This window comes from Nesterenkonia sp. AN1 (assembly GCF_000582475.1).
Taxonomy (GTDB): domain Bacteria; phylum Actinomycetota; class Actinomycetes; order Actinomycetales; family Micrococcaceae; genus Nesterenkonia; species Nesterenkonia aurantiaca.
The window spans coordinates 90,430-116,716 of the sequence record NZ_JEMO01000004.1 but is presented as its reverse complement, the minus strand read 5'-3'; the positions used below and the strand labels follow the sequence as shown (position 1 = coordinate 116,716).

The following is a 26,287-nucleotide window of genomic DNA, read 5'->3' as shown; positions in this document are numbered from 1 at the left end:
ATGCGCCAAGAAGATGTACAAGAATCACGGCGTCTGACCGACGTCGAAGCCCAAGATCCATCAGGAGAGTCTGTGCCCGCGATCAACCTCGGAATGCCCTCCGCGCCGCCGCCAGTGCTGGCGCCGCGCCGGAAGACGCGCAACTTCCATGTCGGATCAGTAGGCGTGGGCAGTGATCACCGGGTCTCGGTGCAGTCGATGACCACCACCAAGACCCACGACATCAACGGCACCCTGCAGCAGATCGCCGAGCTGACCGCCTCCGGCTGTGACATCGTCCGCGTGGCCTGCCCCACGGACAAGGACGCCGAGGCGCTGAAGATCATCGCGATGAAGTCGCAGATCCCGGTCATCGCCGACATCCACTTCCAGCCCAAATACGTGTTCGCCGCCATTGAGGCGGGCTGCGGGGCTGTGCGCGTGAACCCCGGCAACATCCGCCAGTTCGACGACAAGGTCGGCGAGATCGCCAAGGCTGCCAGCGACGCCGGCGTCTCCATCCGCATCGGCGTCAACGCCGGGTCCCTGGACAAGCGGGTCATGGACAAGTACGGCAAGGCCACGCCCGAGGCGCTGGTCGAGTCCGCCGTCTGGGAGGCCTCGCTGTTCGAGGAGCACGGCTTCCATGACTTCAAGATCTCGGTCAAGCACAACGACCCGGTGATCATGGTCCAGGCCTACCAGATGCTCGCCGAGCGCGGCGACTGGCCCCTGCACCTGGGCGTCACCGAGGCCGGACCGGCCTTCCAGGGCACGATCAAGTCCTCCGTGGCCTTCGGCGCGCTGCTCGCCCAGGGCATCGGCGACACCATCCGCGTCTCGCTCTCTGCACCGCCGGCCGAAGAGGTCAAGGTGGGCAACCAGCTGCTGGAATCGCTGAACCTGCGCCCGCGCAAGCTCGAGATCGTCTCCTGCCCCTCCTGCGGACGCGCTCAGGTCGATGTCTACACCCTCGCCGACGACGTCACCGCCGGACTCGAAGGCATGACCGTGCCGCTGCGCGTGGCCGTCATGGGCTGCGTGGTCAACGGACCCGGTGAGGCCCGCGACGCGGACCTCGGCGTGGCCTCGGGCAACGGCAAGGGACAGATCTTCGTCAAGGGCGAGGTCATCAAGACCGTCCCCGAGGACCAGATCGTCGAGACCCTGATCGAAGAAGCCAACCGTCTGGCCGAAGAAATGGAACGCGAATCCGATGGAGATGCTCAGGCAGCGAGTGCCCCTGTGGTCTCCGTCAGCTGACGCCGCAGCTGCTCGCGTGCACCGCGCCACCCGCGGCGGCGTCCGCGTGCTCGGACACGGAGACACTCCGGCGCTGGAGAAGCTGCTCGCAGCCGACCCGGTGGCCAACGTCTCCGTTGCTTCCACCGTGCGTGCCCGCCGCTCTGCCGGCCCCGGGAAGGGACGCAACGGTGCCGTGGTGCTCGGCATCGACGGCGAGAACGGGCTGCTCGCGGCCTGCTGGACCGGAAGCAACATCATCCCCGTCGGGGCCACCGCCGCCCAGGGGGTGCTCTTCGGCGAGGCCGTCGCCGCGATGCGCCGCCGGGTGGCGTCCATCTACGGCGAGGCCGAGGCCAGCCTGGCGCTCTTCGAGGCCACCGGCTGGACCGGCGCCCGCGACGTCAGGCCCGACCAGCCGCTGATGGCGATCACTGCGCCCTCTGCGGTGGAGCCGCTGGCAGGGGCCCGGCTCTCCGCATCCGGGGACTTCCCCCGGTTGGAGAAGGCCAGCGCGGCGATGTTCACCGAAGAGCTGGGATTCTCTCCCTACGCCCAGGGTGGAAGCCAGTACCGGGAGCGCGTGCGCGGACTCATCAACGCCGGGCACTCGATCATCGCGGTGGACCCTGGGACCTCCGAGCTCGTGTTCAAGGCCGAGTTCGGCGCGGTCAGCCCCGAAGTGGTCCAGGTCCAGGGCGTATGGGTGCGGCCGAGCCACCGCGGACGCGGCCTCGCCGGTCCTGGGATGGCCGCCGTCATCGAGCACGGACTCAGGCTGGCGCCCACGGTGAGCCTGTACGTGAACAGCTACAACACGGCGGCGATTCGGACCTATGAGCGTGTTGGATTCACCCAGGTGGGGACCTTCGCGACCATACTGTTCTAGATGACTTTCTTCCCCTCCTCTCCTGCTGCGCGCCGCCGAGCCGGCGCCTCGCTCGGACTCCTCGGGGCGCTGCTGCTCACCGGCTGTGACGCCACGCCCGCGGAGCAGCCGGGCACGCCTGCGGCCGAGCCGGGCACCAGCAGCGGCGGCGTCGGCCAGCAGGTCCCGGAGCCCTCCGGCAACCAGCTCTCCCACGAGGAGATGCGTGAGCAGCTGGAAGCCCGTTACCCGGATGCCGCGCTGAGCGACACCACGGACTATTGGGCGGGGCTGCGGGATGTCGAGACCGAGCTCCAGCGACTGGTGGTGGACCCTCCGGAGTGCAAGCAGTTCGTCGTGCGCTCTGCGGTCCCGGTGCCGGCGGGCGCGCTGGTGGCCTTTGCCGATGGGACGACCGCAGCGGCCGAGGACCAGGGCGAGGAGCAGCAGTCCGAGGAGCAGGGCGAGGGTCAGGGCGAGGAGCCCGGTGGGTCCGAGGGTGATCCCGAGGCCGGAGCGCACCAGCCCGGGGGAGACGACCCCGAAGCGCAGATCCAGCTGGCCAGCACCGAGGAGGACGACTCCACAGACGGTGAGTCTGCGGAAGACGACCCCGAGAACGGCGACTCTGAGAACGGCGACTCTGAGGACGGCGACTCTGAGAACAGTGAACCCGAGAACAGTGACTCTGAGAACGGCGACTCCGAGAACGGTGACTCCGATGATGAGGAGGAGCCCGAGCCGGTCACCGTGGACCTGCCGGAGCAGCGCCAGGCCCTGATCCTGAGCTTCCGGGACTGGCGCGCCGCCGACGCGCACCTCGCCGCGGAGCAGGACGGACTGGAGTCCTGCGACTCCTACACCGCCAGCCGCGGGGGAGAGGACTCCGTGGAGACCTCGACCTCGGTGGACCTGGTGGAGGTCTCCTCCGAGGCCGACGCCGCACTGGGCACCACCACGCGGATCAGCTCGGAGGGCGACCGTGAGGACAGCGCCGCGGTCACCCTGCGCGGCGGCTCACATATCGTCACGGTGACGGTACCGCTGAGCGAAGGGCTCTCCGAGGACGAGGCTGAGGTCGCCGTTGAAGAGCTTGAGGCCGAGGCCGTCGATCTGCTCGAGAGCCTGGACTGAGCTTCGGCGCAGGGCCCCCGGACCCAGATCTGGGCGTCCTGCTCAGCCGAAGAGGTCCATGGCCACGTCGTAGCCCAGCTTGATCACCAGGGCGAAGACCACCACCAGGAACACCACCCGGATGAACTTCGAACCCTTGGCGATGGCCATCCGCGCGCCCAGGTAGCCTCCGGCCATATTCGCCGCACCCAGCACCAGCCCCAGGCCGATGAACACATGTCCGGCCGGGAAGAAGTACAGCAGCGCGCCGAGGTTCGTGGCCACATTGACCACCTTCGCCTGAGCCGAGGAGTTCAGGAAGTTGTAGCCCAGCACCGTCACCAGGGCGATGACCAGGAACGTGCCGGTGCCGGGACCGAGCACCCCGTCGTAGAAGCCCACGATCAGCCCGATGCTCACCGCGCGCGCGAGGTGGCCCATCCCGACATGGCGAAGCCTCTCCAGCTGGCCGACGTGCGGCTTCAACGCGGTGAACACCCCCACGCCGATCAGCGCCAGCAGGATCAGCGGCAGGATGATCCGCTCCGGCAGCGAGGCGGCGACCACCGCGCCGCCGTAGCTGGCCAGCAGGGCGGCTGCGGCCATGGGCAGGGCCGTGGTCATGGAGGGCTTGACCCGCCGCGCGTAGGTGATCGCCGACGTCGTCGTGCCGAAGATGGAGCCGAGCTTATTGGTGGCCAGCGCCTGGACCGGGGTGATCCCCGGGACCATCAGCAGCGCCGGCAGCTGCAGCAGCCCGCCGCCGCCGACGACGGCGTCCACCCACCCGGCCGCGAAGCCTGCCAGAATCAGCAGCAGCAGCGTCACCCAGGTGATCTCGAGGCCGCCACCGATCACGAGATCAGCAGCGGCCTCGAGGGCTTCGTTCAGCGCAGGCCCTTGACGTGTTCGAGCACCGCCGCCGCGGCTTCGGCCACCGGGACCTCACGGGATTCACCGGAGCGGCGATCCTTGAGCTCGATGGTGCCGTTCTTCAGACCGCGGCCCACGGTGACCAGCATCGGGACTCCGAGCAGCTCGGCGTCACCGAACTTCACTCCCGGGGAGACCTTGGGGCGGTCGTCATAGATCGCGCTCAGGCCGGCCGCCTCGAGCTCGCTGATCAGCGCCTCGGCCGCGGCGTAGACCTCTTCGCCCTTGCCGGTGGCGACCAGGTGCACGTCGGCCGGGGCGATGGCGGCGGGCCAGATCAGGCCCTTGTCATCGTGGGTGCCTCGGCGATCGCAGCCAGGGCGCGGGTCACGCCGAAGCCGTAGGAGCCCATCGTCACCGTGGCGAGCTTGCCGTTGACGTCGAGGACCTGCAGGCCCAGCGCCTCGGCATAGCGGGTGCCGAGGTGGAAGATGTGGCCCATCTCGATGCCGCGGCGAGTGCGCAACGGACCGGAACCGTCCGGAGCCGGGTCACCGGATTCCACGACCACCGATTCGATGACGCCGTCCCAGCCGAAGTCACGCCCGGCGACCAGGCCGAACACGTGCTGATCGGCTTCGTTCGCGCCGGTGATCCAGCTGGTGCCCGAGACCACGCGCGGGTCCACCAGGTAGCTGACGCCGGCGCTGCCAGCGTCGCCGAGGACCGGGGCGTCCAGGGAGAGACCGGGGCCGATGTAGCCGCGCACGAGTCCTGGGTGCTTCTTCAGGTCCGCCTCGTTCGCGGCCTCCAGGGCGACCTCGCCGCCGACGCCGAGCAGTCCGCCGATGGTGGCCTCGGCCCGTTTCAGGTCCACCTCGCGGTTTCCGGGCACGCCGAGCACCACGATCCGGCGGGTGCCGTCGGGCAGCACGGCCGCGACCACCACGTTCTTCAGCGTGTCTGCTGCGGTCCAGGCGCGGTCGGCCCGGGGCTGGTGGGTGTTCGCGGCCTCGACCAGGGTGGCGATGGTGTCGGTGCCGGGGGTGTGGTGCACCTGGGCGGCTGGCAGCTCGGAGAAGTCCAGCGGCTCCGGGGCAGGGGTGGTGACGGCCTCGACGTTGGCGCGGAAGCCGCCCTCGGACTCCACGAAGGTGTCCTCGCCGATGTCACACGGGAAGAGGAACTCCTCCGAGGCGGAGCCGCCCATAGCACCCGACTGCGCGTTGACCGGGACCACCGGCAGGCCCAGGCGGTCGAAGATGCGCAGGTAGGCCTCGCGGTGCGCGGCGTAGGCGGCGCTCTGGTCCTCCTCGGTGAGCGCGAAGGAGTAGGAGTCCTTCATGATGAACTCGCGACCGCGCAGCAGCCCGGCCCGGGGGCGTGCTTCGTCGCGGTACTTGGTCTGGATCTGGTAGATCGAGAGCGGCAGGTCCTTATAGGAGCTGTAGAGGTCCTTCACCAGCAGGGTGAAGACCTCCTCGTGGGTGGGCGCCAGCAGGTAGTCCGCCTCCTTGCGGTCCTTGAGCCGGAAGATCCCGTCGCCGTAGTCGTCCCAGCGGCCGGTGGCCTCATAGGGCTCCTTGGGCAGCAGGGCGGGGAAGTGCACCTCCTGGGCGCCGATCCGGTTCATCTCCTCGCGGACGATCGCCTCGATCTTCCGCAGCACGGTCAGCCCCAGCGGCAGCCAGGTGTAGACGCCCGGGGCGGCGCGGCGGATGTAGCCGGCGCGGACCAGCAGCTGGTGGCTGGCGACCTCGGCGTCGGCCGGATTGTCGCGCAGCGTGCGGAGGAACAGGTGAGACAGGCGGAGCGGCACAGGTGAACTCGTTTCCGGTGAGGGATCTTCTACCGGCCCAAGTCTAAGGGGCGCTCGCAGCTGGACTTCCACCGGTCGTCGGGCAACCCTGCCGTGCCGCCGCGCGGCGTCGATATACTCCGAGCGTGGCCGTCTCGAGGCCAGCGCATCCGACTGTGCCATGGGCCCGCTATCGCATTCCGGCGAGTCGACCGGATGCACTGCCACGTCCCCGCGTGAGCGCGGCCATCGAAGCGGCGGTCTCAGGCCACCGGATCAGCGTGATCAGCGCCCCCAGCGGTCACGGCAAGACCCGGGCGGCGGCCGAATGGGCAGCGCTGCAGCCGCGCCCCGTCGCCTGGCTCTGCCTGGGCCCGACCGACGACGACCCGGCCGTGCTCACCTCGGGCGTGGTCACCGCGCTGCGCGGACTGCTGCCCGCCCAGCAGGAACTGGGCGAGGCACTGGGCCGATTGGATCCCGGCGCCGAGGTGAACAGGCTCTATAACCAGATCTGCCGGACCTTCGAGCAGGCCCGAGCGGTCTGCGTCCTGGTGGTCGACGACGCTCAGCGAGCCGCAGGCCAGCTCGGGGCGGGACTGCTGGGCATGCTCCTCGACGAGGCACCAGAGAGCCTGCGACTGGTGTTCCTGGGAACCACTCCGATCGAGGGCTGGTTGGCGAAGCAGCTTCTGGAGGGCTCGGCCGTCCAGCTCTCGGCGCAGGATCTGGCCTTCGACCGCTCCGAGACCGAGGGTCTGCTGAAGCGATTCGGCGGTCGCCTGGACGCGCGCGAGGTGCTCGAGGACACGCAGGGCTGGCCGATAGCCGTGCAGGTGGCAGCGCTGGCCAGCCAGCGGCCCCCGGGAGCGCAGGACAGTCTCGAGGACCTGTTGCGCAGCTACGTTCAGACCCAGATCCTGGATGGGCTCGGCGACTCGCTCGCCGTCTTCGTGCTCACCACGACCGCCTGCACCGAGCTGACGGCCGGGCTCGCCACCGCCATGTCCGGTCGGCAGGAGGCGGCTGCGGTGCTGGAGGAACTCGTCGACCGCGGCATCTTTCTGAGCCGGCACTGCGGATCGGATGAGACCCCGGTCTACCGGTGGCACCCGATCTTCGCTCGGCAGTGCACCCAGATCCTGCTCCGCCAGGATCCGACGGCGCTGAACCTCATCCACCGCAGGGCCGGGGAGTATCTGTGCTCCACCGAACCCATGAGGGCGCTGCGCCACTTCGAGGCCGCTCATGACCACGATCGTGCCATGGAGGTCCTGGTCGAGAATTGGTTGGAGCTGATCATCGGGGATCACGCCGCTCAGGTCGCCACGTTCTGCGCGGTCCTCCCGCGGCGGCTCTCCGGCGCCGCCGCGGCGCAGCTCATTCTGGCCTGCGCCGAAGAGGCCATCGGTGAACACCAGGAGGCACGCGCCCGGTTCCACCGGGTGCTGGACTCGCTGCCCGATCACCCGAGGGGTCAGGAGGTCGGATCCATCCTCCGGGTGGCGCGGCTTCTGCTCACCGATGACCCGAAGGCGGCGCTGGAGGCGACCAGGGATGTCCACGCGCGGCTGGCGGTGGCGGGGGAGTACGAGGGGCGGGAGCGGGTCGCGGTGCTGTTCCTGCTGACCTGGACCGAGCTGCGGCTCCGGCTGCACCCCGCCTCTGCCCCCGAGATCATGTCTGCCGCCGCTCGCGAGTGGGCAGCGATGCACGAGACCCACCTGGAGCGCAGCGCGCTGGGCAGTCTCGCCATGATTCATCTGTGCGACGGGAGAAACTCCCGGGCCCGGCGCATTCTGCGGGAGGTCGACGCGCCGCTTCAGGCCTCGGCCGCGACATTGACCGCCTACGCGGGCAGTGCGCTGGGCACCGCATCGGGACTGCTGGCCTACTGGTCCGCGGACTTCGAGAACGCGGCTGCCTGGTTCGGTCGGATCCTTGAGGCGGGAGACCTCCCGGTTCCGCTGGGTGGTGCGGTGCGCGCATTCCTGGCCTTCAGCGCGGCCGGCGCCCGAGATCCGGCCCTGTGCCGACGCGCCGCCACCGAGCTCGAGGCGGTGTCCCCGGAGGAGGTCCAGGGAGCCCAGTGGCCGATCTTCCGGGATGCGGCGCATGCCGTGTTGGCGGAAGCCGCTGGTCACCGGCCGAGGGCGCTGGCGCTGGTGGCGCGACACTCGGAGTCGGCGGACCTTCCGATGATCGGGGTCGTGCTGGCCGGGATTCTTCGTCGAGCCGGGGATCCTGCGGGCGCCTTCCGCCTGTTGTCGCGGCATCGCGCGTTCATGGGGGTCTCCTATGTGGCGATCTCCGCGAGAATCTCGGCCGCCCTGGTCCACAGGATGCATGGAGAGCCCGAGGTGGCCCACGAATATTGTGAGTACGCCCTGGACATCGCGGAGCGTGAAGACATGCGAGCGCCATTCTGTGACGGGGACCTGAAGCTCCGCCTGCTGCTCACGGAGCACCTGACCCGACGCACGTCGCACGAGGCCTTCATCGCCGGCGCCCTGACCGCCGAACAGAGCAGTCAAGGGCTTCTCGCCGCCCTGTCCGGCCGGGAGGTCGAGGTCTACCGCCTGCTGCAGACCTCCATGACCATCCAGGAGATCGCAGAGGCGCTGACGGTCTCGGTGAACACGGTCAAGACCCACCAGCGAGCGATCCATCGCAAGCTGGGGGTCCGGACCCGCCGGGAGGCTCAGCAGCTCGCACCCTAGCTCAGGCCCTGAACGCGCCAGCCCTGACGGCGGGGCTTGCGATCGCGCCAGGATCAGGCGAGGGCCCGGGTCTTCAAGGATTGGAACTCATCCTCGGTGATGGTGCCCTGTTCGCGCATCTGAGCCGCCTTCTCGATCTCGACGCTGGGACTGCTCACGCCCACCTCCCGCAGCCGAGCCAGCAGCGCCTCATGATGCTGCTGATCCGCGGCGGCTCCACGCTCGGCCATGCCGCTGCCACGAGCGATGAGATAGACCAGTGCCGTGATGAAGGGGAAGAAGATCAGACAGAACACCCAGACGGCTTTCGAGAATCCGCCGAGCTTCCGATCCCGGAAGATGTCTCCGATGATGCTGAACAGGACCATCAGATAGGCCACAAAGACGAAGGCCCATACGAACCACCAGATGATGGACCAGAACGATTCCCAGAATTCCATGACACTGCCCTTCTGTGCGGTATGCCGTTCTCGTCAGGATTGACACTCTGAGGGTCACACAGACCGAGGACGAGCGGGCCCACGCTCACCCGTTCTGGGTGAGCAGAACCCAGCCGCGTCTTCGGCTCTGCGAGCATCGGGTCAGACGCTTGATGCGTTGCAGGACTCTGCCAGAACGAAGGAGACCACCGAAGAGGATGAGGTCATGTCCGACTTCCGATATGGACCAGTGGAGCTCTATCTGATCGTCTTCGACACCGAGCAGCCCGCACCCGGCTGCCTGGCGCCGTTGGTGGAGATGCTCTCCTCCGGAACGGTCCGACTGCTGGATCTGGTCGCCGTGAGCAAGAACGACAGCGGCGAGGTGATGATGCTCGATCTCCCCAGCCGGGACCTCCTGGGTCTGGCTCGACTGGGCAAGGATCGGCTGGGTCCGGCTCGACTGGGCCCGGATCGGCTGGGCCCGGCTCGACCGGGCCTGGATCGGCCGGGCCTGGATCCGCTGGACCCGACAGTGGGGCCCGACCCCGTGACCGAGGGGCTGATCGGTGAGGAGGACCTCGCCGACCTTGCCGCGCCGCTGGATCACGGATCCTGCGCGGCAGTGCTGGCACTGGAGCTCAGAGTCGAGCTTGCCCTGGCGGAGCGGCTCGCCCCGAGCCGGGCACAGGTGCTGCGCAGCGCGCACATACCTGCTCCGGTGGTCAATGCACTCATCGATCTCTATGACCCGGTGGAAGGAACCTCGCCATGACGATGGACCGCGTAGGACGCCCGGGCCTGATCGGACTGGCTGCGCGCACGTCGGCGCTGGCTGGAGCCACGCCGGCCCTGGCCGGCCAGGTCGACGTCTACGAACAGCGCCGGGCCCAGGACCGTGAGGAGCAGGAGCAGTACTCTGCCGCCCACCAGCAGGCGCGCATCGAGACGGCCGCGCTGGCGGCGCTGGCCCATGCCGCTGCGCCCGCCCCCGCAACACCGGCACCGCTCGTTGCCTCGGGCGGCACCAGCTTGCTCGATGACCTGCAGCGGCTGGCCGAGCTGCGACGATCCGGACTTCTCAGCGAGGAAGAGTTCGCGGCCGGCAAGGCCAAGCTGCTGCGCTGAGCCGCTGAGCCGCTGAGCCGCTGAGCCGCTGAGCCGCTGAGCCGCTGAGCCGCTGGTACCACCCCACCACCCGGCCCACTGCCGCCTCAGCACATCGGCCGGTAGGCGGTGCGTTGAGTCTCAGGCACAATAGAGACGCACCGCAGACCACCACTGATAGGACCGTCATGGCCACCGCCCCCCGCCCCACCGGCGATCAGCGCTTCAAGGACGCCCGCACCGCAAAGATCGCCGAGCTGATCACTGACACGATCACCGCCCAGGGGCTGTACCTCGAAGAGATCGAGCTCGTCGCCAACGGGTCCACCACCACGCTGAAGCTCTCGGTGGATCTGCTCACCGGCACCGAACAGGTGGATCTGGACACCATCGCCGAACTCTCCCAGGCGATCTCCGCCCGCTTCGACGAGGACGACGTCCTTCCCGAGTTGGAGCGCTACGACTTGGAGGTCTCCACCCCCGGTGCGACCCGCCCGCTCACCACACAGCGGCACTTCGAGCGCAATCTGGGGCGGCTGCTGGAGATCACCCAGACTGGGCACAGCCCGATCCTGGCCCGGCTCCAGTCGATCGAGGACGGCGCCATCACCGTGGTCGAGCAGAAGCCGAGCCCCAAGAAGGGGATGCCGGTGAAGTACGGAGACCCCGCACGGATCAATCTCTCGGCCATCGACCAGGCACGAGTGCAGGTAGAGTTTTCCCATACGCAGTAGATACTGGCTTAACCGGAGGCACAAGTGGATATCGATATGAGCGCACTGCGCATGCTTGTCAAAGAGCGCGAGATCCCGCTGCAGCGGCTGATCCCCGCCATCGAACAGGCGCTGGTGCTGGCTTACCACAAATCGCCCGGAGCACTGCAGCACGCCCGTGCCGAGATCGATCAGTCCACGGGACACGTCACGGTCTGGGCCAAGGAGCAGGACGAGGACGGCACCTTCATCGGGGAGTTCGACGACACCCCCAGAGACTTCGGCCGGGTCGCGGCCTCCACCGCCCGCCAGGTGATCATGCAGCGGATCCGCGACGCCGAGGACGATCAGGTCCTGGGCCAGTTCAAGGGCCGCGAGGGCGAGCTGATCTCCGGCACCATCCAGCAGGGCCGCAACCCCAAGATGATCCAGGTGGATCTGGGCAGCGTCGAGGCGCTGCTGCCCCCACAGGAGCATGTGCCCGGTGAGGAGTACGTCCACGGTCACCGGATCCGAGCCTTCGTCGTCGACGTCCACCGCGGCATGCGCGGGCCCTCGATCACGCTCTCCCGCTCACACCCGGGCCTGGTGAAGAAGCTCTTCGAGCACGAGGTCCCAGAGATCGCCGACGGTTCCGTGGAGATCACCGCCATCGCCCGTGAGGCCGGGCACCGCACGAAGATCGCGGTGCGCGCCCACCAGTCGGGGATCAACGCCAAGGGAGCCTGCATCGGCTCCATGGGCTCCCGCGTCCGGGCGGTCATGAACGAGCTCAACGACGAGAAGATCGACATCATCGATCACTCCGACGACGCGGCCGAGTTCATCGCCCACGCGCTCTCACCTTCGAAGGTGAAGTCGGTGACCATCCTGGATGAGGCCACGCGCAGCGCACGGGTCGTGGTCCCGGACTATCAGCTCTCCCTGGCCATCGGCAAGGAGGGTCAGAACGCGCGGCTCGCCGCGAAGCTCACCGGCTGGCGGATCGACATCGTCTCCGACGCGACCCTCGCGGCGCCCTGAGCGCCGCCGACTCCGACGTTTCTGCTCGACGCCGCCGGAAGGGGTAGACTGTCATGGTTCCAGTGCGTACCTGTATCGGCTGTCGTCGTGAGGTCGCGCAGGACAAGGCAATAAGGCTCGCACTCGACGTGGCCCAGACCGCCGATCCAGCACCGCCTCTGGTGGTGGCGGACACCGCCCGGGTTCTTCCCGGACGAGGCGCCTGGCTGCACCCGCAGCGCGAGTGCTTCGAGACCGCGATCAAGCGCAAGGCCTTCAACCGGGCCTTCCGCCGGACCGTGGATTCGAGGACGCTCGATCTGCACGACATTATCGGCACTAACGGCTGACATCGCCCCTCCTCGCAGCAATGCGGCGGATCAGGTGGAGGAAGCCAGAAAGCGGGTTCAGAGAGATGGATCCCCGATGAAGACTGACGCATGAGTTCGCAGCGATGACCCATCACGGCAACTCCGTCACGGTTTCAGAACAGTTCAAACGGCCTGCGCCGATGAACCGCTGACATCAGCCCCGCTGGTGCCAGTGGGAATGCGCGGGCCAGATTAAGGAGAAATGTGGCCAAGGCCCGCGTACACGAGCTCGCCAAAGAGCTCGGCATCACCTCGAAAGAAGCCCTCGCGAAACTGCAGGGCATGGGCGAATTTGTGAAGTCGCCCTCCTCCACCGTGGAGCCCCCGGTGGCGAAGAAGCTGCGTCAGGCCTTCCCTGACGCCAAGCCAGCCTCCGACGCCTCCGCGTCCAACGGCGCCGCTCGTCCCGGTCCGAAGCAGTCCGACGCGGCCTCCGAGCCCGCCGCTGACAGCTCGGCCCCGGCCCGCCCGGCCGCGACAGGTTCCTCCGCGCCTCGGCCCGGCGGATTCAAGCCCGGGCCCCGGCCCGGACCGAAGCCTGCTGCCGCCCCCGAGCCCGAAGCTCCGGCCGCCGCTGCCCCCAAGGCGCCGAAGGCCGAAGCTCCCAAGGCTGAGACGCCGAAGGCCGAGCAGAAGCCCGCTGCGAGCACCGAGGCACCGTCTGAGAAGCCGGCATCCAAGCCCGCCGGATCAGCATCCAAGCCCGGCGGTCCCCGCCCGGGCAACAACCCCTACGCACCGAGCCAGGGCATGGGCGCCGAGCGCCAGGCCCCACGTCCCGGCGGCACCGGAGGCCCCCGCCCCGGACCCAAGCCGGCCGGTCCGCGCCCGGGCAACAACCCGTTCGCACCCCAGCAGGGCATGCGCACCGAGCGCGGCGGCGGCCCCCGCCCCCGCGGCGGTCAGGGTGCCCCCGGTGGCGCACCGCGTCCGGGCGCACCCCGCCCAGCAGGTGCGGCCGGGTCACGCCCAGGTGCTCCCGCAGCAGGCGGCGCAGCCCGCCCCGCACCGGCACGTCCGGGCGGTCCCAAGCCCTCGATGATGCCCAGCCAGGCCCCGGCGCCCGCCGGTGGTCGTCCGGGTGCGCCTGCCGGTGGTCCGCCACGCGGCGGTCGCGGCGGCGGTCCTCGTCGTGGCGGCGCAGCAGGCGCCTTCGGTCGCGGCGGCTCCAAGGCCAAGGCTCGCAAGTCCAAGCGCGCAAAGCGCCAGGAGATGGAGCAGCGCCAGTCCCGCGAGATCGGCGGTGTGCGCGTTCCCAAGGGAGACGGCACCACCGTCGTGCGGCTGCGTCGCGGCTCCTCGCTGGGCGACTTCGCCGAGAAGATCAATGCCGAGCCGGCAGCGATGGTCACCGTGCTGATGAAGCTCGGTGAGATGGCCACCGCCAACCAGTCCCTCGACGAAGAGACCTTCCACCTGCTGGGTGAGGAGCTGGGCTACCCGGTCCAGATCGTCTCCCCGGAGGACGAGGACCGCGAGCTGCTGAACACCTTCGACATCAACATCGAAGATGAGCTGGCAGCCGAGAGCTCCGAGGAGCTGTTCGCACGTGCCGCCGTCGTGACCGTCATGGGTCACGTCGACCACGGCAAGACCCGACTCCTGGACTCCATCCGAAGCGCGAAGGTCACCGAAGGCGAAGCCGGCGGCATCACCCAGCACATCGGTGCCTACCAGGTCCACGTCGAGCACGAGGGCGTCGAGCGCGGCCTGACCTTCATCGATACTCCCGGTCACGAGGCGTTCACCGCCATGCGTGCCCGTGGTGCGAAGGTCACCGACATCGCGGTGCTGGTCGTGGCCGCCGATGACGGCGTCATGCCCCAGACCATCGAAGCGCTGAACCACGCGAAGGCCGCCAACGTGCCGGTCGTCGTCGCGGTCAACAAGATGGACAAGGAAGGCGCCTCCCCGGACAAGGTCCGCGGTCAGCTGGCCGAATACGGTCTGGTTCCCGAGGAGTACGGCGGCGACACCATGTTCGTCAACGTCTCCGCGCTGAAGCACCTGCACATCGACGAGCTCCTCGAGGCCGTGCTGCTCACCGCAGACGCAGCCCTGGAGCTCACCGCGAACCCGAACAAGGCAGCTCGCGGCGTGGCCATCGAAGCGAACCTGGACAAGGGTCGCGGCGCCGTGGCCACTGTGCTGGTTCAGTCGGGCACGCTGCGGGTCGGTGACAACATGGTCGCCGGCACCGCCCACGGACGAGTCCGCGCCATGTTCGACGAGCACGGCGAGACCGTCAAGGAGGCCGTGCCCTCTCGGCCGGTGCAGGTTCTGGGTCTGTCCTCGGTGCCTCGCGCCGGTGACACCTTCCTGTCCACCTCCGATGACCGCACCGCTCGCCAGATCGCTGAGAAGCGTGAGGCGGTGGAGCGCAACGCTCAGCTGGCCAAGCGCCGCAAGCGGATCAGCCTGGAAGATTTCGACCAGGCTGTGGCCGACGGCAAGATCGACACGCTCAACCTCATCCTCAAGGGCGACGTCTCCGGTGCCGTGGAGGCCCTGGAAGATGCGCTGCTCAAGATCGATGTGGGTGCCGATGTGCAGCTGCGCGTCATCCACCGCGGCGTCGGTGCGATCACGCAGAACGACGTGAACCTGGCCACTGTGGACAACGCAGTGATCATCGGCTTCAACGTCCGTCCTGCGGAGCGCGTCAATGACCTGGCCGAGCGTGAAGGCGTGGACATGCGCTTCTACTCGGTCATCTACGCGGCGATCGACGACATCGAGGCAGCCCTGAAGGGCATGCTGAAGCCCGAGTACGAAGAGGCTTCACTGGGCACCGCGGAGGTCCGCGAGGTCTTCCGCTCCTCGAAGTTCGGCAGCATCGCCGGTTCGATCGTCCGCTCCGGTCTCATCCGCCGCAACGCCAAGGCGCGCCTGGTGCGCGATGGCAACGTGGTGGCAGAGAACCTCACCATCGAGTCGCTCAAGCGGTTCAAGGACGACGCCACCGAGGTCCGCGACGGCTTCGAGTGCGGCATCGGCCTCGGATCCTTCAACGACATCCGCGAAGGTGACAGCATCGAGACCTGGGAGATGCGCGAGATCCCGCGCTCCTGACCAGGCCCGCCGGTTCTACCGGTGAGCGCTCCGGGGACCCTGCCACAGGCGGGGTCCCCGGAGTTGTCCGCAGACCATACCCACCCGGTGACGCCGCAGCGCGAGACCGGGTCCGGGACCCAGAAGTTTTTTGAAAGGAGCGCATCATGGCAGATCCAGCACGCGCCGCACGACTGGCGCAGCGCATCAAGGTGATCGTGGCCGAGGCGCTGCGTCGCCGGGTCAAGGATGAGCGCGCAGAGCTGATCACGGTCACCGACGCCCGAGTGACCAATGATCTCCAGCACTCCACGGTGTACTACACCGTCATGGCCCCGGACGAGGAGTCCCGAGCCGGAGCCGAGGCGGTCCTGGCCGCCAACCAGGGCACGCTGCGCTACGAGCTCGGCCGGCAGCTGAACATACGGCTGACCCCGACCCTGGAGTTCGTCGCCGACGAGATCCCAGAGTCGGCCGCACACATGGAGGACCTGCTGCGCAAGGCCCGGGAGCAGGACGAACAGGTCGCAGCCCTGCGCAAGGACGCCCAGCCCGCCTCGGAGGAGAAGCCCTACCGCTGGCAGGTCGAGGAGGAGCCGGCCGCATCCGAGGACGCCGGACGCTCCAGCTCCGAGGACGCCGGCCGGTCCAGCTCCGCGGATCGCTGAGCGCACGGAAGCTGAGGCGGAACACCCATGGGCAAGAAGCAGAAGCCTGAAGAGCTGGAGGTCGGCTCCGGACTTGTCCTGGTGGACAAGCCGGCCGGCCTGACCAGCCATGACGTGGTCGGACGGATCCGCAAGCTCGCCGGGACCCGCAAAGTGGGCCACGCCGGCACCCTGGATCCGATGGCCACCGGGGTCCTGGTGGTCGGGATCAACCGTGCCACCAGGCTGCTCACCCATATCGTCGGGGTGGACAAGACCTACACCGCCACCGTGCGGCTGGGCCAGTCCACCTCCACCGACGACGCCGAGGGCGAGGTCCTGCAGAGCAGGTTCGCCAATGCGGTGACCCCGGCGGCCATCATGGCCGAGGTCGCAGAGCTCACCGGTGCGATCCAGCAGGTCCCCGCCACGGTCTCGGCGATCAAGGTGGACGGCCAGCGCGCCCATGCCCGGGTCCGCGCCGGCGAGGAGGTCGCGCTGAAGTCGCGCAGCGTCACCGTGCACCACTTCGAGGTCTTCGACGTCCGGCGGATCGACGGCGGCAAGCTGGTCGACGTCGACATCGAGGTCCGGGTCTCCTCCGGCACCTACGTGCGCGCCCTGGCCCGGGACCTGGGTGAGGCGCTCGGCGTCGGAGGTCACCTCACCGCGCTGCGCCGCACCGCGGTGGGCTCCTACAGCATCGACCAGACCCTGACCCTGGACCAGCTGGGGGAGGACTTCGGCTATATCGGCCTGGCTGAGGCCGCCGAGCAGCTCTTCCCGAAACGTCAGCTCACGCTCCAAGAGGTGGAGAACCTCGGCTATGGCCGGCGGATCACCGCCTCCGGCACCGGCGTGGACCCGCAGCTCACCGCCGCCTTCGCCCCCGATGGGAAGCTGGTCGCGCTGCTGGCCGACGTGCCCGCCAAGAAGGGCGCCTCGGCCTCCCCGGACGCCGCCCACGCGGCGGATTCTGGATCCACCGACTACCAGGCCAAGCCCGAGCTGGTCTTCCTGATCACCACCGGCGGCGGATCGGCTGACTCCGGAGCCCGGGCCTCCGGAGGCCAGGCCTCTGGGTCCGGTGCTCCGGCTGCCGGAACCAGCACCCGAGGTCCCGAAGCTGAGGGCACACAGGCGGGGGGAACCGCCGGATGACGGTGATGTTCCTCATAGGCGCCTTCGTCTGCGGGCTCTCCGTGCTGGTCTGCTGGGTGATGACCGCCGCCCGGGATCACCCCGCGGACTCCTCGATCATCTCGCTGGCCGCCATCGAGCTCTACCTGATCGCCTACGGCATCTACGCCGGGATCCGGCAGCTCGGCGGCGCCTCGGTCTCCGGCGAGGCCTGGGAGTTCTGGGGTTATATTCTCACTGCACTCCTGTTGCCGGTCGGAGTGTTCATCTGGGCCATGATCGACAAGACCCGCTGGTCCAACCTGGTGATGAGCTTCGTCGGGCTCGTCGTATTCGTGATGGTCTACCGCTTGGAGGAGATCTGGTGGGGAAGCGCGCTATGACCGAATCGCCGCAGGAGACGCCGGGCAACGCCTCACCGACCCCGCGCAACCGCGGAGTCGGGATGCTGATCATCACCGCCTACGGCATCTTCGCGGTCTCCTCCTTCGCCCGGGCGCTGTATCAGATCCTCACCGACTTCGACGCCTCCCCGGTGTCCTACTCACTCAGCGCCTTCGCCGCGACGGTCTACATCGTCGCCAGCCTGGCCCTGGCCAAGATCGGGCCCCGCGCCTGGCTGGTGGCGCTGATCGCGGTGCTGCTGGAGCTCACCGGCGTGCTCGCCGTCGGCCTCTGGACCTACCTGGATCCGGAGCTGTTCAACGAGGCCACCGTGTGGTCCCACTTCGGTGAGGGCTACGGATTCGTGCCGCTGCTGCTGCCGTTCATCGGCCTGTTCTGGCTGCTGCGGCACCGTCCCGGCACCGAGGCCGCGCGGGACACCGCAGGATGAGCGATAAACTGACTGACGTGCAGTTCTGGAATGGTCTTGAAGAAGTCCCCCGCGGGCTCGGACCCACCGCAGTGACCATCGGCAACTTCGACGGCGTCCACCTGGGCCACCAGGAGGTCCTCACCCGCCTGGTCGCCGCCGCCCACGAGCAGGCCGAGCCCGGCCAGCATCCGCACCCTCAGGCCGTGGCGATCACCTTCGACCCGCACCCGCTGCAGGTCCACCGCCCCGAGGAGTCCCCGGTGATGCTCACCGGCACCGCGGAGAAGCTTCAGCGCCTGGCCGAGACCGGCATCGACGCGCTGCTGGTGCTGCACTACAACCTCGACCTCGCCGGGTTGACGCCTGAGGAGTTCGTCAAGACCTATTTCGTGGACACGCTGAACGCCGCCGTGGTGGTCATCGGCCACGACGTGCGCTTCGGCCGCGGAAACTCCGGGAACTTCGAGACCATGGTCGAACTCGGCCGTCGCTACGGCTTCGCGGTGCTCGGCGTGGACGACTTTGCGCTGACCGGACATTCAGTGGCCGAGACCGAGCGCCGCTGCTCCTCGACCTGGGTGCGAGAGGCCCTCGACGCCGGGGACGTCGCGGCCGCCGCCGAGGTGCTCGGCCGCCCCCACGCGGTGCTCGGCGAAGTGGTCCACGGGGCAGCCCGCGGACGTGACCTGGGCTTCCCGACCGCGAACCTGGGCCGTGACTCCGAGGGCATGATCCCCGCCGATGGCATCTACGCCGGCTGGCTGGTCGACGCGGCCGGCGCCCGCTGGCCCGCCGCGATCTCCGTGGGTTCGAATCCCACGTTCCATGGCGTGGAGCGCGTGGTGGAATCCCACGTGATCGACCGTCCCACCGAGGCGGTGGAGGACTTCGACCTCTACGGCCAGCACGTGCGGGTGGAGTTCGTCGAACGGCTGCGCGGAATGGTCGCCTACAAGGGTGTGGCCAAGCTGGTGGAACAGATGTACCTGGACGTGGAGCAGACCCGCGAGGTCCTCGCCCGGCTCCGCGCCGAGTAGCTCCGGGTCCCACCGGTGCCCTCCCGCCCCAAGCCCCGCCCCGCTCAGCAGGCGCTGATCACCGACCCTGAGCGCCGCCGCCGGCTCGGCGCCGCCTTCACCGATGACACCTCGCTCGAGGAGGCCTGGCGCTATGACGCGCTGCGCCCGCGCTACCCGCAGGCGCTGCTGGATCAGCTGCTCGAGACGGCGGGGCACTCCGGTTCCCCCGCGGAGCCGGTGATCGCCGAGCTCGGAGCCGGCACCGGGATCCTCACCCGGGAGCTGCTGGCCCGCGGAGCCCGGGTGCATGCGGTGGAACCCTCAGCGGCGATGACCGAGGTGCTGCGCGCCCGCAGCGCCGATCAGCAGCAGCGCAATCAGCCTGGCCGCGAGCTTGGCCTCGAGCCCGGGCAAGAGCCCGACCCCGAGCCTCGCCACGAACCTGGCAAAGAGCCCGGCCACGAGGACCCCCGGCTGCAGGTCCACCTGAGCACGGCGGAGGCGACCGGACTCAGCCAGGCGAGCTGCGACGTCGTCGTCGCCGCCCAGGCCTGGCACTGGTTCGATGACGACCTGGTCCAGGAGGAGGTGCGCCGGATCCTGCGCCCGCACGGAGTGCTCGCCGTGCTGGCCAACTACCTGGACACCTCTGTGCCCTGGGTGCACCGGCTGACCAGGATCATGCGCGCCGGGGACGTCTACCGGCCCGGCTGGACCCCGTTGGTGGACCCCGCCCACTTCAGCGCCTGGGAGACCACGCTGACGCGTTGGGAGCGGGGGATCACGCCGGAGCAGATCCGCGAGCTCGGGACCACGCTGAGCTCCTGGCTCTCCGCCGATGAGTCCGCACGGGCCCGGCGCCGGAGCAACCTGGACTGGTACCTGGACGAGCACCTCGCCCTGACCCCGGGGGAGCCGGTGGCGCTGCCGTACCTCACCGTGCTGCACACCAGCGTTTCACGTGTGCCGGGGGCTCCTGTATCGTAGAAAGGTCGCTTCGGCGACATCGTCATGCTGCAGTCCGCGGTGGCTGACACTGGTCCCTGGCCCTTTTGGGGCAAAGCCCGGTCCTGTTCGCGGTACAACAATGAAGGAGCTCTTCCATGGCTTTAGATCCCGTTGTCAAACAGGAGATCATCAAGGAGTACGCAACTTCCGAGGGTGACACTGGTTCACCCGAGGTTCAGGTTGCGGTTCTGACGCGTCGGATCTCCGACCTCACCGAGCACCTGAAGGTGCACAAGCATGATCACCACACCCGTCGTGGTCTGATGATCCTGGTGGGTCGCCGTCGTCGTCTGCTGAAGTACCTTGCTGCTACGGACATCGAGCGCTACCGTTCGCTGATCAAGCGTCTCGGTATTCGCCGATGAGCTTCAGCGTCAAACGCTGATCACCAAGCAACGAAACAGGCGGCTCCTCACACGGTCTTCACGGCCGTAGGAGCCGCCTGCTTTGTATGCGAGGATAGTGGGTGGCGCTCCCGCCAGTGAGAGGGATCGAACTCATATGTTCCGGTCCTCGGTAGTAGCCTCCGGGAGGCACGAGACGTGCCAGGCCCGTGGGCTTCGATCGATGACCGACCATATGTACGCAGATCCTTTCCTCTCACTGGCTCGCCAGTAATGCACGCAACTGAGAGGAGACACCTGTAATGCAGGGTCCCGAGATTCACTACACCGAAGCCGTGATCGACAACGGATCATTCGGTACACGCACGATTTCCTTCGAGACCGGCCGCCTCGCCAAGCAGGCCGCCGGTTCCGTCCTGGTCACCATGGACGAAGACACCACGCTGCTCTCGGCCACCACGGTGGGCAAGTCCCCCCGTGAGGGCTTCGACTTCTTCCCGCTGACGGTCGACGTCGAAGAGCGCATGTACGCCGCAGGTCGCATCCCCGGCAGCTTCTTCCGTCGCGAGGGTCGCCCCTCCACCGACGCGATCCTGGCCTGCCGCCTGATCGACCGCCCGCTGCGCCCCGCGTTCAAGAAGGGCATCCGCAACGAGGTCCAGGTCGTGGAGACCGTGCTCTCGATCAACCCGGATGACCTCTACGACGTGGTCGCCATCAACGGCGCCTCGATGTCCACCCAGCTCTCCGGTCTGCCGTTCTCCGGCCCGATCGGTGCAGTGCGCGTGGCGCTCATCGACAACGGATCCGGCGCCCAGTGGGTGGCCTTCCCGAAGCACTCGCAGCTCAAGGACGCCGTGTTCAACATGGTCGTCGCCGGTCGGGTCGTCAATGACGACATCGCCGTGCTGATGGTCGAGGCCGAAGCCACCGATGACTCCTGGAAGCTGATCAAGGAGCAGGGCCGCACCGCCCCGACCGAGGACATCGTCTCCGAGGGTCTGGAAGCGGCAAAGCCGTTCATCAAGGTCCTCTGCGACGCGCAGGCAGACCTGGCAGCTCGCGCCGCCAAGCCTGCCATCGACGTCCCGACCTTCGTGGACTACGAGGACGACGTGCTGGCAGCGGTGGAGTCCTCCGCCTCCGAGCGTCTGAGCAAGGTCTACCAGATCGCCGACAAGCAGGAGCGCGACGCGGCGGACTCCGAGCTCAAGGCCGAGGTCCGCGAGGATCTCGCCGGCGAGGGCAAGCAGTTCGAGGGTCGCGGCGGCGAGGTCGCCAAGGCCTTCGGCGCAGTGACCAAGCAGGTCATCCGCCAGCGGATCCTGCGCGATCAGGTCCGCATCGACGGACGCGGTCTGACGGACATCCGCCAGCTCACCGCCGAGGTCGAGGTCCTTCCCCGCGTGCACGGCTCGGCCATCTTCGAGCGCGGCGAGACCCAGATCATGGGTGTCACCACGCTGAACATGCTTAAGCTCGAGCAGAACATCGACTCGCTGTCGCCGGTGAAGACCAAGCGCTACATGCACAACTACAACTTCCCGCCGTACTCGGTCGGTGAGACCGGCCGCGTGGGTTCGCCCAAGCGCCGCGAAATCGGACATGGTGCTCTCGCAGAGCGCGCCATCACCCCGGTGCTGCCCTCCCGCGAGGAGTTCCCCTACGCGATCCGCCAGGTCTCTGAGGCCCTGGGCTCCAACGGCTCCACCTCGATGGGTTCGGTCTGCGCCTCGACGCTGTCCATGCTCAACGCCGGTGTGCCGTTGAAGGCTCCGGTGGCAGGCATCGCCATGGGCCTGGTCTCCGACCAGGTCGACGGTGAGACCCGCTACGCCGCCCTGACCGACATCCTCGGCGCCGAAGATGCTTTCGGCGACATGGACTTCAAGGTCGCCGGCACCTCCGAGTTCGTCACAGCCATCCAGCTGGACACCAAGCTCGACGGCATCCCGGCCTCGGTGCTCTCCGCAGCGCTGAAGCAGGCCCGCGAGGCTCGCCTGCACATCCTGAGCGTCATGGCCGCTGCCATCGACACGCCGGATGAGATGTCCGAGTTCGCACCGCGCATCATCTCGGTGATGGTCCCCGTGGACAAGATCGGCGAGGTCATCGGCCCGAAGGGCAAGATGATCAACCAGATCCAGGAGGACACCGGCACCGACATCTCGATCGAGGATGACGGCACCGTGCTGATCGGCGCGACCAACGGCGAAGCTGCTGAGGCAGCCCGCGCCGCGGTCAACGCGATCGCCAACCCGCAGGTCCCTGAGATCGGCGAGCGGTACCTGGGCACCGTGGTCAAGCTGACCACGTTCGGCGCGTTCATCTCGCTGACCCCGGGCAAGGATGGCCTGCTGCACATCTCCGAGCTGCGCAAGCTCAACGAGGGCAAGCGCGTGGACGACGTCGAAGACGTTGTCAGCGTCGGCCAGCGCATCCAGGTCGAGATCTCCAAGGTCGATGACCGCGGAAAGCTCAGCCTGGCCCCCGTCGTCGAAGGTGATGGCTCCTCGGAGTCCAGCAACGACGACGCGTGATCGGTTTTCTGCTGATCGGTTCCAGCTGAGAAGCTGAGCCACCAGGACGGCCGGTGAGGTTCCCTTTCGGGGCCTCGCCGGCCGTTTTTGTGCGCCGGGCCTTCTTCCGAGGGCCTCCTGCCGCTTGGTCCCGCCGTGGGAGCCGCCCGTTGCATCGAGTGGTCGATTCAAGGGACTTTCGGGCCTCGAAAGCGCCTCAGAATCCCCTGGATCGACCAATGGATGAGCGAGCTTCGGTTCCAGCGGTGCACACCCCGGCCCGCGCCCGCTGCCCGCGCCCGCTGGTGCTGTCCCGGCCGAGGATCAGTGGCCTGAGTAGTCTCCCGAGTAGTCCCGCGCGTTGCTCACGCCCAGCGCGTTGCCCACTGCGGCCAGAATGATCAGCAGCGCTGCGACCAGCGGGACCAGGGCCGCGGTCTGGGTGCCGAAGCTCTCAGCCAGGTACCCGGTGATCGCCGAGGAGGAGGACTGTCCGATCACGATCGCCGTGGTCAGCAGGGACATCACCGTGGTGGAGCGACCGCGCGGACTGCGTTCGGCCACCAGGCTGAACTGGGTGACCAGGGTCGGGCCGATGCCGACCCCCATCACCAGCAGCACCAGCAGCAGAACCGGCAGGGCGGAGGCGAACTGCAGCCCGATGGTGCCCAGCAGCAGCACCCCGCCGAAGCTCAGCCAGCGCGCCTGAAGGCTGAAGCTGGCCGGGAACAGGGCCGCGGCGAGGGCGAAGACCGCCGAGCCGATGCCCATGGCGCCATAGACCAGTCCGGCGCGTTCGGCGTAGCCGAGGTCGGCCATGAAGGAGGTCAGCGTGGTCAGCGTGGAACCGAAGATCAGCCCGATGCCCAGTGCCCCGGCCATCAGCACAAGCAGCCGCGGCGCGAACAGGGCCCTCACCGGCGCGGGTTCCTGGTGGGTGGCGGCGTTCTTGGGCACCGCCTCGGCCGTGCGGTGCAGCGCGAAGGTGATCAGGAAGCACAGGGTCAGGATCGCGGCGCCGATCATCGGAGCCGCCCCACCCAGGGTCGCGGCGAGCAGACCGACGATGACCGGGCCGAACACGAAGGTGATCTCATCGGCCGCGGACTCATACGCCATGGTCGAGTTCATCGTCTTCTGCTGGCGCGCCGGAGGCAGCTCGCGGAAGATCACGCCTACCAGGCGGCTGCGCGACATCGGCGGGACCTGCGGAGCGGTGGCGCCCACCAGGAAGGCCGAGATCAGCACGGCCCAGGTGCCGAGGGGGCTGTACACCACCCAGGCCATGGCGAGCAGCGAAAGGCTGCTGGCGGATCCGGCGATCAGCAGCACCCGGCGCTGCCCCCAGCGGTCTGCCGCGGCCCCGATCAGCGGGCCGAAGATCGCTGTGCCCAGACCCACCATGGCTGAGGTCAGTCCGCCCAGGCTGATCGAGTCCCGAGCGGCCACCACCAAGGTGAGCACCCCGACCACCATCATCGCGTAGGGGAAGCGGGCGAGCAGGGCCACCGGGAAGTAGGCGGGACCGACGACGCCGCGCAGCGTCGGCTGCGGGTCGGCGCCGGGGAAGCTGGAGGCAGTCTCGCGGGCCGTCGCGGGAGCCGGCGACCCTGCCGCCGGGATCTCCGCTGCCGCATACCCTGCGGCCGGCGACCCCGCCGCGGAGGGGCTCTCAGGCTGGGCGTCGGTCTGGGCGGCGCGCGGCTGCTCGGCGTCGTGCTTCTTCGCGGGCATGTGGGGATCCTCCGGTGTCGGCTCTGGCGTGCTCAGTGCCGCCTTGACCCCGCCGACGTGCCCGAGGGCTGTCGCTGGAATCAGGTAGATACACAAGATTGCTGCGTCCGCGCGCAGGTCGCCGCTTCGGCGGTCCCGGGGGAGGGCAGATCACCAGCGTACCGGCTCATGTTTCCTCCGTGTGAACTTCGTCTCTCAGATCACACGCGACCGCGCACACGACCGCACATGCGGCGCACACACGGCACACCGGGGCCGACCAGAAATCGGGTTGACCCACGCAGATTTGTATACCCCAGGGGGTATGTGTCAGAGTGGGAACATACCCCCCGGGGTATCCATTGACTTTCACAGGAAGGGATCTCATGCTTCTCGAACGGATCTACGACGAGGACCTCGCCCAGGCCAGCTACTTCATCGGCTGCCAGTCCAAGGGTGAGGCCATCGTCATCGACGCCCGCCGCGACAACAGCGAATACTTCGAGCTCGCCGAGCGCCACGGCATGCGCATCACCGCCGTGGCCGAGACCCACATTCACGCCGACTACCTCTCCGGCACCCGCGAGCTGGCAGCCGCGGCTGACGCGGAAGCCTACGTCTCCGGCGAAGGCGGCGAGGACTGGCAGTACGGCTTCGACGCCACCCGACTGAACCACGGGGACAAGATCACCCTGGGCAACATCACCATCGAGGCCCGCCACACTCCCGGTCACACCCCCGAACACCTGGTGTTCCTGGTGACCGACGGCGCCTTCAGCAACGATCCCGGCTACATGATCTCGGGAGACTTCGTCTTCGCCGGAGATCTCGGCCGCCCCGACCTGCTCGATGAGGCAGCCGGGGGAGTGGACACCCGCTTCGAGGGGGCCAAGCAGCTCTTCCGCAGCCTGAAGGAACAGTTCCTCACCCTGCCCGATCACGTGCTGGTCTACCCCGGCCACGGCTCCGGCAGCGCCTGCGGCAAGGCGCTGGGCGCGCTGCCTGCCACCACGGTCGGCTACGAGCGCACCAACGCCTGGTGGGGCAAGCACCTGCGCAACGACGACGAGCAGGGCTTCATCGATGAGCTCCTCGACGGCCAGCCAGACGCGCACGCCTACTTCGGTCGGATGAAGCGCGAGAACAAGGAAGGCCCCGCAGTGCTCGGCCCGCTGAGCCCGCTGCAGGCCTTCACCTCGGACCAGGTGCGCAGCGCACTGGAAGAGGACCGTGCGATCTTCGTGGACACCCGCACCAACGACGAGGTCAAGAAGGGCACCGTCCTCGCCGCACTGAACATCCCCGCCGGCGGCAAGTTCGCCAGCTACGGCGCCTGGGCCTACGACCCGGAGAAGGAGCAGCAGCCCCTGATCCTCCTGGCCGAGGATCAGGATCAGGCCGAGGACATGCGCAACCACCTGATGCGAGTCGGCATCGATGCGGTCAAGGGCTACACGATCAGCCTCGCTGACCTGCCGCAGACCCAGCCCGCCACCATCACCCCCGCAGAGCTGGAAGACTTCGAGCCGGCACTGCTGCTGGATGTGCGCAACAAGTCCGAGCACTCCGCAGGCCACGTCCCCGGCTCCAAGCAGCTCAGCGCCGGACGCGTGCTGTGGCACCAGGATCAGCTGCCTGCCAGCGGCCCGATCGTCACATACTGCCAGTCCGGTGTCCGGAACTCCGTGGCAGCCAGCGCGCTGCGCCGGGCCGGCCACGACGTTCGCGAACTCGTCGGCAGCTACGCCGGCTGGTCGGACTGGAACACATCGCACTGACCAGCTGTTCTGGTCTGACAAGAAACGCACACTTCTCGAGAGGAAC

The 26,287-nt window shown here is 68.3% G+C and carries 22 protein-coding genes and 1 pseudogene; 19 read left to right on the top strand and 4 right to left on the bottom strand.

Annotation, left to right across the window (positions count from 1 at the left end):
* Window positions 1-93: 93 nt before the first annotated feature.
* From ispG to BG28_RS02850, 3 genes are read left to right on the top strand one after another with little or no spacing between them, the layout of a single operon-like run.
* Window positions 94-1,242: a flavodoxin-dependent (E)-4-hydroxy-3-methylbut-2-enyl-diphosphate synthase gene (gene ispG, locus BG28_RS02860; protein WP_369797177.1), complete on the top strand. Its 1,149-nt coding sequence runs from the start codon at window positions 94-96 to the stop codon at window positions 1,240-1,242.
* 16 nt (window positions 1,243-1,258) lie between these two features.
* The gene (locus BG28_RS02855; RefSeq protein WP_051500886.1) at window positions 1,259-2,110 is read left to right on the top strand and encodes a DUF4081 domain-containing GNAT family N-acetyltransferase; all 852 of its coding nucleotides are present in this window, start codon (window positions 1,259-1,261) and stop codon (window positions 2,108-2,110) included.
* Entirely contained in the window at window positions 2,111-3,223 is a 1,113-nt protein-coding gene (locus tag BG28_RS02850; protein ID WP_036473987.1) for a hypothetical protein, read from the top strand.
* A gap of 42 nt (window positions 3,224-3,265) precedes the next feature.
* Here the strand turns inward: BG28_RS02850 and BG28_RS02845 are convergent, their stop codons facing one another.
* Together BG28_RS02845 and BG28_RS02840 are read right to left on the bottom strand one after the other, a co-directional pair.
* Window positions 3,266-4,060 (bottom strand): TSUP family transporter, encoded by a 795-nt coding sequence (locus BG28_RS02845; protein ID WP_036473986.1) that lies wholly within the window; start codon window positions 4,058-4,060, stop codon window positions 3,266-3,268.
* A 29-nt stretch (window positions 4,061-4,089) separates the two neighbouring features.
* Window positions 4,090-5,894 (bottom strand): annotated as a pseudogene (locus tag BG28_RS02840) (proline--tRNA ligase).
* A gap of 215 nt (window positions 5,895-6,109) precedes the next feature.
* Here BG28_RS02840 and BG28_RS02835 point away from each other — a divergent pair.
* Window positions 6,110-8,593: a LuxR C-terminal-related transcriptional regulator gene (locus BG28_RS02835; RefSeq protein ID WP_036473984.1), complete on the top strand. Its 2,484-nt coding sequence runs from the start codon at window positions 6,110-6,112 to the stop codon at window positions 8,591-8,593.
* Between the two features lie 53 nt (window positions 8,594-8,646).
* Here BG28_RS02835 and BG28_RS02830 read toward each other — a convergent pair whose 3' ends face one another.
* Window positions 8,647-9,033, bottom strand: a complete 387-nt coding sequence (locus BG28_RS02830; protein WP_036473982.1) for an SHOCT domain-containing protein — start codon at window positions 9,031-9,033, stop codon at window positions 8,647-8,649.
* A gap of 205 nt (window positions 9,034-9,238) precedes the next feature.
* Between BG28_RS02830 and BG28_RS02825 the strand changes: the two genes are divergently transcribed.
* From BG28_RS02825 to BG28_RS02760, 14 genes are all read left to right on the top strand, one after another.
* The gene (locus tag BG28_RS02825; RefSeq protein WP_133726421.1) at window positions 9,239-9,787 is read left to right on the top strand and encodes a DUF6325 family protein; all 549 of its coding nucleotides are present in this window, start codon (window positions 9,239-9,241) and stop codon (window positions 9,785-9,787) included.
* Window positions 9,784-10,140: an SHOCT domain-containing protein gene (locus tag BG28_RS02820; protein ID WP_036473977.1), complete on the top strand. Its 357-nt coding sequence runs from the start codon at window positions 9,784-9,786 to the stop codon at window positions 10,138-10,140. Before BG28_RS02825 ends, BG28_RS02820 begins: the two co-directional genes overlap by 4 nt.
* Before the next feature lie 167 nt (window positions 10,141-10,307).
* Window positions 10,308-10,853 (top strand): ribosome maturation factor RimP, encoded by a 546-nt coding sequence (gene rimP, locus BG28_RS02815; protein WP_051500885.1) that lies wholly within the window; start codon window positions 10,308-10,310, stop codon window positions 10,851-10,853.
* 24 nt (window positions 10,854-10,877) lie between these two features.
* Complete coding sequence (gene nusA / locus BG28_RS02810) at window positions 10,878-11,855, top strand: transcription termination factor NusA (RefSeq protein WP_036473974.1); 978 nt, start codon at window positions 10,878-10,880, stop codon at window positions 11,853-11,855.
* Between the two features lie 53 nt (window positions 11,856-11,908).
* On the top strand, window positions 11,909-12,184 hold the full coding sequence (locus BG28_RS02805; RefSeq protein WP_051500884.1) for a YlxR family protein: 276 nt from the start codon (window positions 11,909-11,911) through the stop codon (window positions 12,182-12,184).
* 225 nt (window positions 12,185-12,409) lie between these two features.
* Entirely contained in the window at window positions 12,410-15,277 is a 2,868-nt protein-coding gene (gene infB / locus BG28_RS02800; protein WP_036473972.1) for a translation initiation factor IF-2, read from the top strand.
* A gap of 146 nt (window positions 15,278-15,423) precedes the next feature.
* Entirely contained in the window at window positions 15,424-15,924 is a 501-nt protein-coding gene (gene rbfA, locus BG28_RS02795) for a 30S ribosome-binding factor RbfA (RefSeq protein WP_036473971.1), read from the top strand.
* 27 nt (window positions 15,925-15,951) lie between these two features.
* Window positions 15,952-17,064 carry a tRNA pseudouridine(55) synthase TruB gene (gene truB / locus BG28_RS02790; protein WP_084479363.1) on the top strand — a complete coding sequence of 371 codons (1,113 nt, stop codon included), beginning with the start codon at window positions 15,952-15,954 and terminating at the stop codon, window positions 17,062-17,064.
* 5 nt (window positions 17,065-17,069) lie between these two features.
* On the top strand, window positions 17,070-17,426 hold the full coding sequence (locus tag BG28_RS02785) for a hypothetical protein (RefSeq protein ID WP_036474212.1): 357 nt from the start codon (window positions 17,070-17,072) through the stop codon (window positions 17,424-17,426).
* Window positions 17,423-17,878, top strand: coding sequence for a hypothetical protein (locus tag BG28_RS02780; protein ID WP_036473970.1), 456 nt, complete (start codon window positions 17,423-17,425; stop codon window positions 17,876-17,878). The genes BG28_RS02785 and BG28_RS02780 overlap by 4 nt, the downstream gene beginning before the upstream one ends.
* Complete coding sequence (locus BG28_RS02775; RefSeq protein ID WP_036473968.1) at window positions 17,875-18,897, top strand: bifunctional riboflavin kinase/FAD synthetase; 1,023 nt, start codon at window positions 17,875-17,877, stop codon at window positions 18,895-18,897. The genes BG28_RS02780 and BG28_RS02775 overlap by 4 nt, the downstream gene beginning before the upstream one ends.
* A 15-nt stretch (window positions 18,898-18,912) precedes the next feature.
* Window positions 18,913-19,866, top strand: a complete 954-nt coding sequence (locus BG28_RS02770) for a class I SAM-dependent methyltransferase (protein ID WP_051500882.1) — start codon at window positions 18,913-18,915, stop codon at window positions 19,864-19,866.
* A gap of 116 nt (window positions 19,867-19,982) precedes the next feature.
* Entirely contained in the window at window positions 19,983-20,252 is a 270-nt protein-coding gene (gene rpsO, locus BG28_RS02765) for a 30S ribosomal protein S15 (protein WP_036473966.1), read from the top strand.
* A 281-nt stretch (window positions 20,253-20,533) separates the two neighbouring features.
* The gene (locus BG28_RS02760; RefSeq protein WP_036473964.1) at window positions 20,534-22,771 is read left to right on the top strand and encodes a polyribonucleotide nucleotidyltransferase; all 2,238 of its coding nucleotides are present in this window, start codon (window positions 20,534-20,536) and stop codon (window positions 22,769-22,771) included.
* Between the two features lie 303 nt (window positions 22,772-23,074).
* Here the strand turns inward: BG28_RS02760 and BG28_RS02755 are convergent, their stop codons facing one another.
* Window positions 23,075-24,484, bottom strand: a complete 1,410-nt coding sequence (locus BG28_RS02755) for an MFS transporter (protein ID WP_084479362.1) — start codon at window positions 24,482-24,484, stop codon at window positions 23,075-23,077.
* 365 nt (window positions 24,485-24,849) lie between these two features.
* On the opposite strand from BG28_RS02755, the gene BG28_RS02750 reads away from it, so the two are divergent.
* Entirely contained in the window at window positions 24,850-26,241 is a 1,392-nt protein-coding gene (locus tag BG28_RS02750) for a rhodanese-like domain-containing protein (RefSeq protein WP_036473961.1), read from the top strand.
* The last annotated feature ends 46 nt before the right edge of the window (window positions 26,242-26,287 follow it).